Raw genomic sequence first — 4972 nt, forward strand, 5'->3', positions numbered from 1 at the left:
GGCATTATTGATCAGCCCGTCAAGCCGGCCTGACCAGGCCAGCGCGGTCTCCACCACACCCGGAAGCGCCTCCATATCGGTTGTCTCGAAGGCCAGGATGAGACTGTCGCCCGCGAGCTGGCCTTGGGTCTCCTTCAGCGCTGCCTCATTGTGACCCGACAGGATGACCCGTGCGCCCCGCCTCGAGAGATCGATCGCCATGGCCCGCCCCAGTCCTGAGGAGGCGCCGGTAACCCAGACCGTCTTTGCTTCGAAAAACCCGTTCGTCATATCGCTCATCCCTGCCTGATCCGATGACCCTAACACCCCTGACTGCCCGACGGGAGACTGCGGCGGCGGATGCGCCCGCCAGCCTCGGCCTGCGTTGCGCCCGATCGCATCTGATAGTGGCCTACTCTATACCCATTCATGATTAAATTGATTGGATCAATGGATCATCGTCTGGGATAAGGGTCTCATCGCAGACCCGGTTCGCGGATCTGCAAAGCAATATTTCGTTGGGAGGAAGACAATGGACGGTAATGATCCAAAGGGTATGAGTGGTTGCCCCGTCATGCATGGCGGCAATACCGGGACCGGCAGCAGCGTGATGGCCTGGTGGCCGCGCGCGCTCAATCTCGACATCCTGCATCAGCACGACACCAAGTCGGACCCGATGGGCCCGGATTATGATTATCACGAAGCGCTCAAATCGCTCGATGTCGACGCCCTCAAGGCCGACATGCACGCCCTCCTGACCGACAGCCAGGACTGGTGGCCAGCGGATTACGGCCATTATGGCGGCCTGATGATCCGCCTCGCCTGGCATTCCGCGGGCTCCTACCGCCTGGCCGATGGTCGCGGCGGTGGTGGTGCCGGCAATATCCGTTTCGCACCGCTCAATTCCTGGCCTGACAATGGCAATCTGGACAAGGCACGCCGCCTCCTGTGGCCGCTCAAGAAGAAGTATGGAAACGCGGTCTCCTGGGCCGATCTCATGCTGCTGGCCGGGACGATCGCCTACGAGAATATGGGTCTGAAGACATTCGGCTTCGGGTTTGGCCGCAAGGATATCTGGCACCCGGAAATCGACACCTATTGGGGCGCCGAGCAGGAATGGCTGGCCCCGTCGGACACGCGCTATGAAGACGTCGGCAAGCCGGACACGATGGAAAACCCGCTCGCTGCCGTCCAGATGGGCCTGATCTATGTGAACCCGGAAGGCGTGAACGGTCAGTCCGACCCGCTCAAGACCGCCGGCCAGGTCCGTGAGACCTTCGCCCGCATGGCGATGGACGATGCCGAAACCGCCGCCCTCACCTGCGGCGGCCACACGGTCGGCAAGGCGCACGGCAATGGCGATGCCGGCGCGCTCGGCGCCGAGCCGGAAGGCGGCGAGATCGAGAATCAGGGCTTTGGCTGGCTCAATCCGAATATGGGTGGCAAGGCCGCCAATGCCGTCACCTCAGGCCTGGAAGGCGCCTGGACGACCAATCCGACCCAGTTTGACATGGGCTATTTCGAGCTTCTCTTCGGCTATGAGTGGGAACTCAAGCAAAGCCCGGCCGGGGCCAATCAATGGCAGCCCGTCGGGATCAAGGAAGAGCATATGCCGGTCGATGCGACCGACCCCTCCATCCGTCGCATGCCGATCATGACCGATGCCGACATGGCCATGAAGATGGATCCGGCCTATCGCGCCATCTGCGAGAAATTCATGGCCGATCCGGCCTGGTTCAAGGACACTTTCGCCCGCGCCTGGTTCAAGCTGACCCACCGCGATATGGGCCCCCGTGCCAATTATTTCGGTCCGGACGTTCCGGCCGAAGACCTGATCTGGCAGGACCCGATCCCGACCGGCCCGACGGGCTGGAATGTCGACGCCGCCAAGGCCGCCATCGCCGCGAGCGGGCTCTCCGTCTCCGACATGGTCGCCACGGCCTGGGACAGTGCCCGGACCTTCCGCGGCTCGGACAAGCGCGGCGGCGCCAATGGCGCCCGCATCCGCCTGGCACCGCAAAAGGATTGGGAGGGCAATGAGCCCGACCGCCTCGCCCGCGTGCTCGGTGTGCTCGAGCCCATCGCCGGCAAGGTTGGAGCCAGCCTCGCGGACATCATCGTGCTGGCCGGCAATGTCGGGATCGAACAGGCCGCCAAGGCAGCCGGTCATTCCGTCGCCGTGCCGTTCACGGCGGGCCGCGGCGATGCCACGGACGCGATGACCGATGGCGACAGCTTCGACTCGCTCGAGCCGCTGGCAGACGGTTATCGCAACTGGGCCAAGGCGGATTATGTCGTCACGCCGGAAGAGATGCTCCTCGACCGGACCCAGCTGCTCGGCCTGACCGCCCCGGAAATGACGGTCCTGGTCGGCGGAATGCGGGTGCTCGGCACCAATCATGGTGGCAGCAAACATGGCGTCTTCACCGATCGCGAGGGTCAGCTGACGACGGACTTCTTCGTCAATCTGACCGACATGTCCTATGCGTGGGAGCCGGTCTCCAAGTCGACCTATGAGATCCGCGATCGCGCCACCGGAAAGGCGAGATGGACCGCCACCCGCGCCGATCTGGTCTTCGGGTCGAATTCCATCCTCCGCGCCTATGCCGAGGTCTATGCCCAGGACGACAACACGGCGAAGTTCGTCACGGATTTCGTCGCCGCCTGGACCAAGGTCATGGAGGCCGACCGCTTTGATGTGAGTTAGGGCCGGAAGTGACCGGACCACAGGAAAGGGCGGGCCCGCGGGTCCGCCCTTTTCGTGTCAGCTGTCAGCCGGAGGCGGGCCATACCGGTTGGGTTCGCCGCTGCCATTTGCCGCGAGAAAAACAATCAGCGGAAGCACCGACAGAAGGTAGACCACTATGAGTCCCGTCAACGCAGAGAACCCATCCGGTGCGACCCCATCATCCGGGACCTGCGCGAAAATATAAGGCATCAGGGGGCCAACCAGCGTGAGCAAGACAGCCGGCGGCACTGCCCAGACAAGGCTGCGACCACTATCATGCAGGCGCCGCGCGATTGACGCGCCCATGAGGGCAAACAGGCCGACAACTACCACAAGAACCAGCGCCGTGGACACGATCCAGGCCTGCCCGCCAAACAGGGGGCTCGCGAACCCGGCTATTTCCAGGGCGACGGGCGCTATTGCCAGGACCATCGCAAACCCCGCCACCTGCACACCCATCATGCCCCAGGCCAGGAATACCGCCTGCGAGTCACGCCCCTCAAACCGGGTCAGATTGGCAAGATGATAGGACACGCGTTGAAACATCGTCATTTAGCCGCCCTCTTTGAGATGATGACCGTATACAGCGACGTCCCGCCGGACAAATAATCACTGACCCGATCGGGGAGAGGTGCGCACCGCGCCGCTCTGTTCCGGCATTGCATGCCCGCCAGGACGCCTCGTCCAGCCCCTGTACAAGCCAGCCATCTGCCGCAAATACCGGTGCCCGGAAGCCTGGGCCAAGGCCCGCCCCGGGACATTTCCGGTCTCGATCAACCATCCCGCAGCCTCCCGCCTGCAGCGCCAAGGCTGGCTGAGCGAGACGCGTTCGGAAATGGCGCGCGACCCGGTTGGATCCAGACGCGCCCTGTTCAAACACGCACGGGAGTTTCGAGCCGGCGCGCGCTGCGCACGCCCCGCTCTGGGCATTGCTGGCCCGCCTGTTCGACCTAGCTTCCAGGGCTGGCAAAAGGCGAATGCATCCATGTACGAAACCGAATATCGCGGTGGCTATACCGTTCAATTCCTGGGTCAGGAAGCCGAGCCTCTGGTGGTCATTGATGATTTCTCCAAGCGGCCCGACGCTCTGGTCGCCGAGGCATCGCGCCGGACTTTCACACCCCCTCCGCCAGGCTATCCCGGCATCCGATCAAACGCCCCGTCGGAATACCTGATGGATCAAGCAGAGATGCTCCGTGAGATCCTGACGCGCGTGTTTGGATATACGCGTGACGCCAAGCTGATCGAGTGCAGCTTCTCCCTCGTCACGACAGCCCCGGACAAGCTCTACTCCGCTCAACGCATACCGCATCACGATTCTACAGATCCAAACTTGATCGCGCTGCTTCACTATCTCTCGGGCCCAGAGAAGGGCGGAACCAGCCATTACCGACACACCTCGACAGGCTATGAGACTGTCCGCCAAGATCGTCTGGACACGTATCGCCAGGCACTGGACGCGGAAGAACGGCAGGACGGGGCTCTGCCCAGCGGATATTTCAACGGCAAGAGTCCACGCTTCCAGAGGATTGCGCAGACGGAAGCCCGGTTTAATCGTGTCGTGATGTATCGCGGCGCACTGCTGCACTCCGGAGACATCCCCCCGGACTTCAGCTTTTCCCCTGATGTTGCGGCGGGGCGGCTGACCGTGAATTCCTTTTTCCTGCAAGGATAGCTAGCGCATGGAATCTTGCGCGCTGTTCAGCAATCCAGCGTTCAACCTGCGTTGGAGCGGCAAGCGCGGCGATGCTTTGAGTTTCGACAATACGAACCCGGATGGCAGCTGCGCGAGACCTTCCCTGCATGCTGGCGAGCCGGTGACCGAAGGCGTCAAGGTCATCGCCAGCCTGTGGCTCCGCGAACGCGTCTGAGACCACCCGGCCACACAGTCCGCTGAGCCGGCCGATGTCATCCTGCGAACATGGTGCGTGGCCCGGTTGGAGCCGGGTGTCTCCTGTTCACGCATGGACGGGGGTTTCGAGCCCGCGCGCGAGGGCGCAGGCCTCGCCATAAATCCCTTGCCGGGAGGTCGCCGTATCCGGTTCTTGAGCTCTAGGGTGAAACCGCGGAGCGGCGGCTGCGCCGCCCTTGACCTCAAGAACCGGATACGGCCCGCTGGCTGTCATGGGTTTTAGGGACGGGTTTGCGCGGGGCGCGGAAGACTGCGGCTAGTCACCTCTATCGGGCTATTCCGTCAAAGCGTCCTGGGTGGCGGCCGCGCGGCCTGTGGCGCAAGTTTCGGCTCGATCTGGTTTCCAAGGCTGA

Annotated in this window: 5 protein-coding genes; 3 read left to right on the top strand and 2 right to left on the bottom strand. The window is 63.0% G+C overall.

Going from position 1 to position 4972, the window contains the following annotated elements:
• Positions 1–279, bottom strand: a 279-nt coding sequence (locus tag QZ266_RS04780; protein WP_295692076.1) for an SDR family NAD(P)-dependent oxidoreductase, incomplete at its 3' end; no start/stop codon positions are given.
• A 232-nt stretch (positions 280–511) separates the two neighbouring features.
• On the opposite strand from QZ266_RS04780, the gene katG reads away from it, so the two are divergent.
• Positions 512–2686: a catalase/peroxidase HPI gene (katG, locus tag QZ266_RS04785; RefSeq protein ID WP_295692077.1), complete on the top strand. Its 2175-nt coding sequence runs from the start codon at positions 512–514 to the stop codon at positions 2684–2686.
• A 57-nt stretch (positions 2687–2743) separates the two neighbouring features.
• Here the strand turns inward: katG and QZ266_RS04790 are convergent, their stop codons facing one another.
• Positions 2744–3259, bottom strand: a complete 516-nt coding sequence (locus QZ266_RS04790; RefSeq protein ID WP_295692078.1) for a DUF805 domain-containing protein — start codon at positions 3257–3259, stop codon at positions 2744–2746.
• 79 nt (positions 3260–3338) lie between these two features.
• Here QZ266_RS04790 and QZ266_RS04795 point away from each other — a divergent pair, with 79 nt between their 5' ends.
• Positions 3339–4382: a DUF6445 family protein gene (locus tag QZ266_RS04795; RefSeq protein WP_295692080.1), complete on the top strand. Its 1044-nt coding sequence runs from the start codon at positions 3339–3341 to the stop codon at positions 4380–4382.
• 7 nt (positions 4383–4389) lie between these two features.
• A complete protein-coding gene (locus QZ266_RS04800) occupies positions 4390–4578 on the top strand; it encodes a hypothetical protein (RefSeq protein WP_295692081.1) in 189 nt (62 codons plus the stop codon).
• Positions 4579–4972 lie beyond the last annotated feature (394 nt).

Origin of the sequence: uncultured Maricaulis sp., from assembly GCF_905480005.1 — a bacterium.
In the GTDB taxonomy this organism is placed as follows: Bacteria; Pseudomonadota; Alphaproteobacteria; order Caulobacterales; family Maricaulaceae; genus Maricaulis.

What these genes read in the sequence shown, in the direction of transcription:
- QZ266_RS04790 (WP_295692078.1), bottom strand. Translation starts at nt 3,259, where the DNA reads ATGACGATGTTTCAACGCGTGTCCTATCATCTTGCCAATCTGACCCGG.
- QZ266_RS04800 (WP_295692081.1), top strand. Translation starts at nt 4,390, where the DNA reads ATGGAATCTTGCGCGCTGTTCAGCAATCCAGCGTTCAACCTGCGTTGG.
- katG (WP_295692077.1), top strand. Translation starts at nt 512, where the DNA reads ATGGACGGTAATGATCCAAAGGGTATGAGTGGTTGCCCCGTCATGCAT.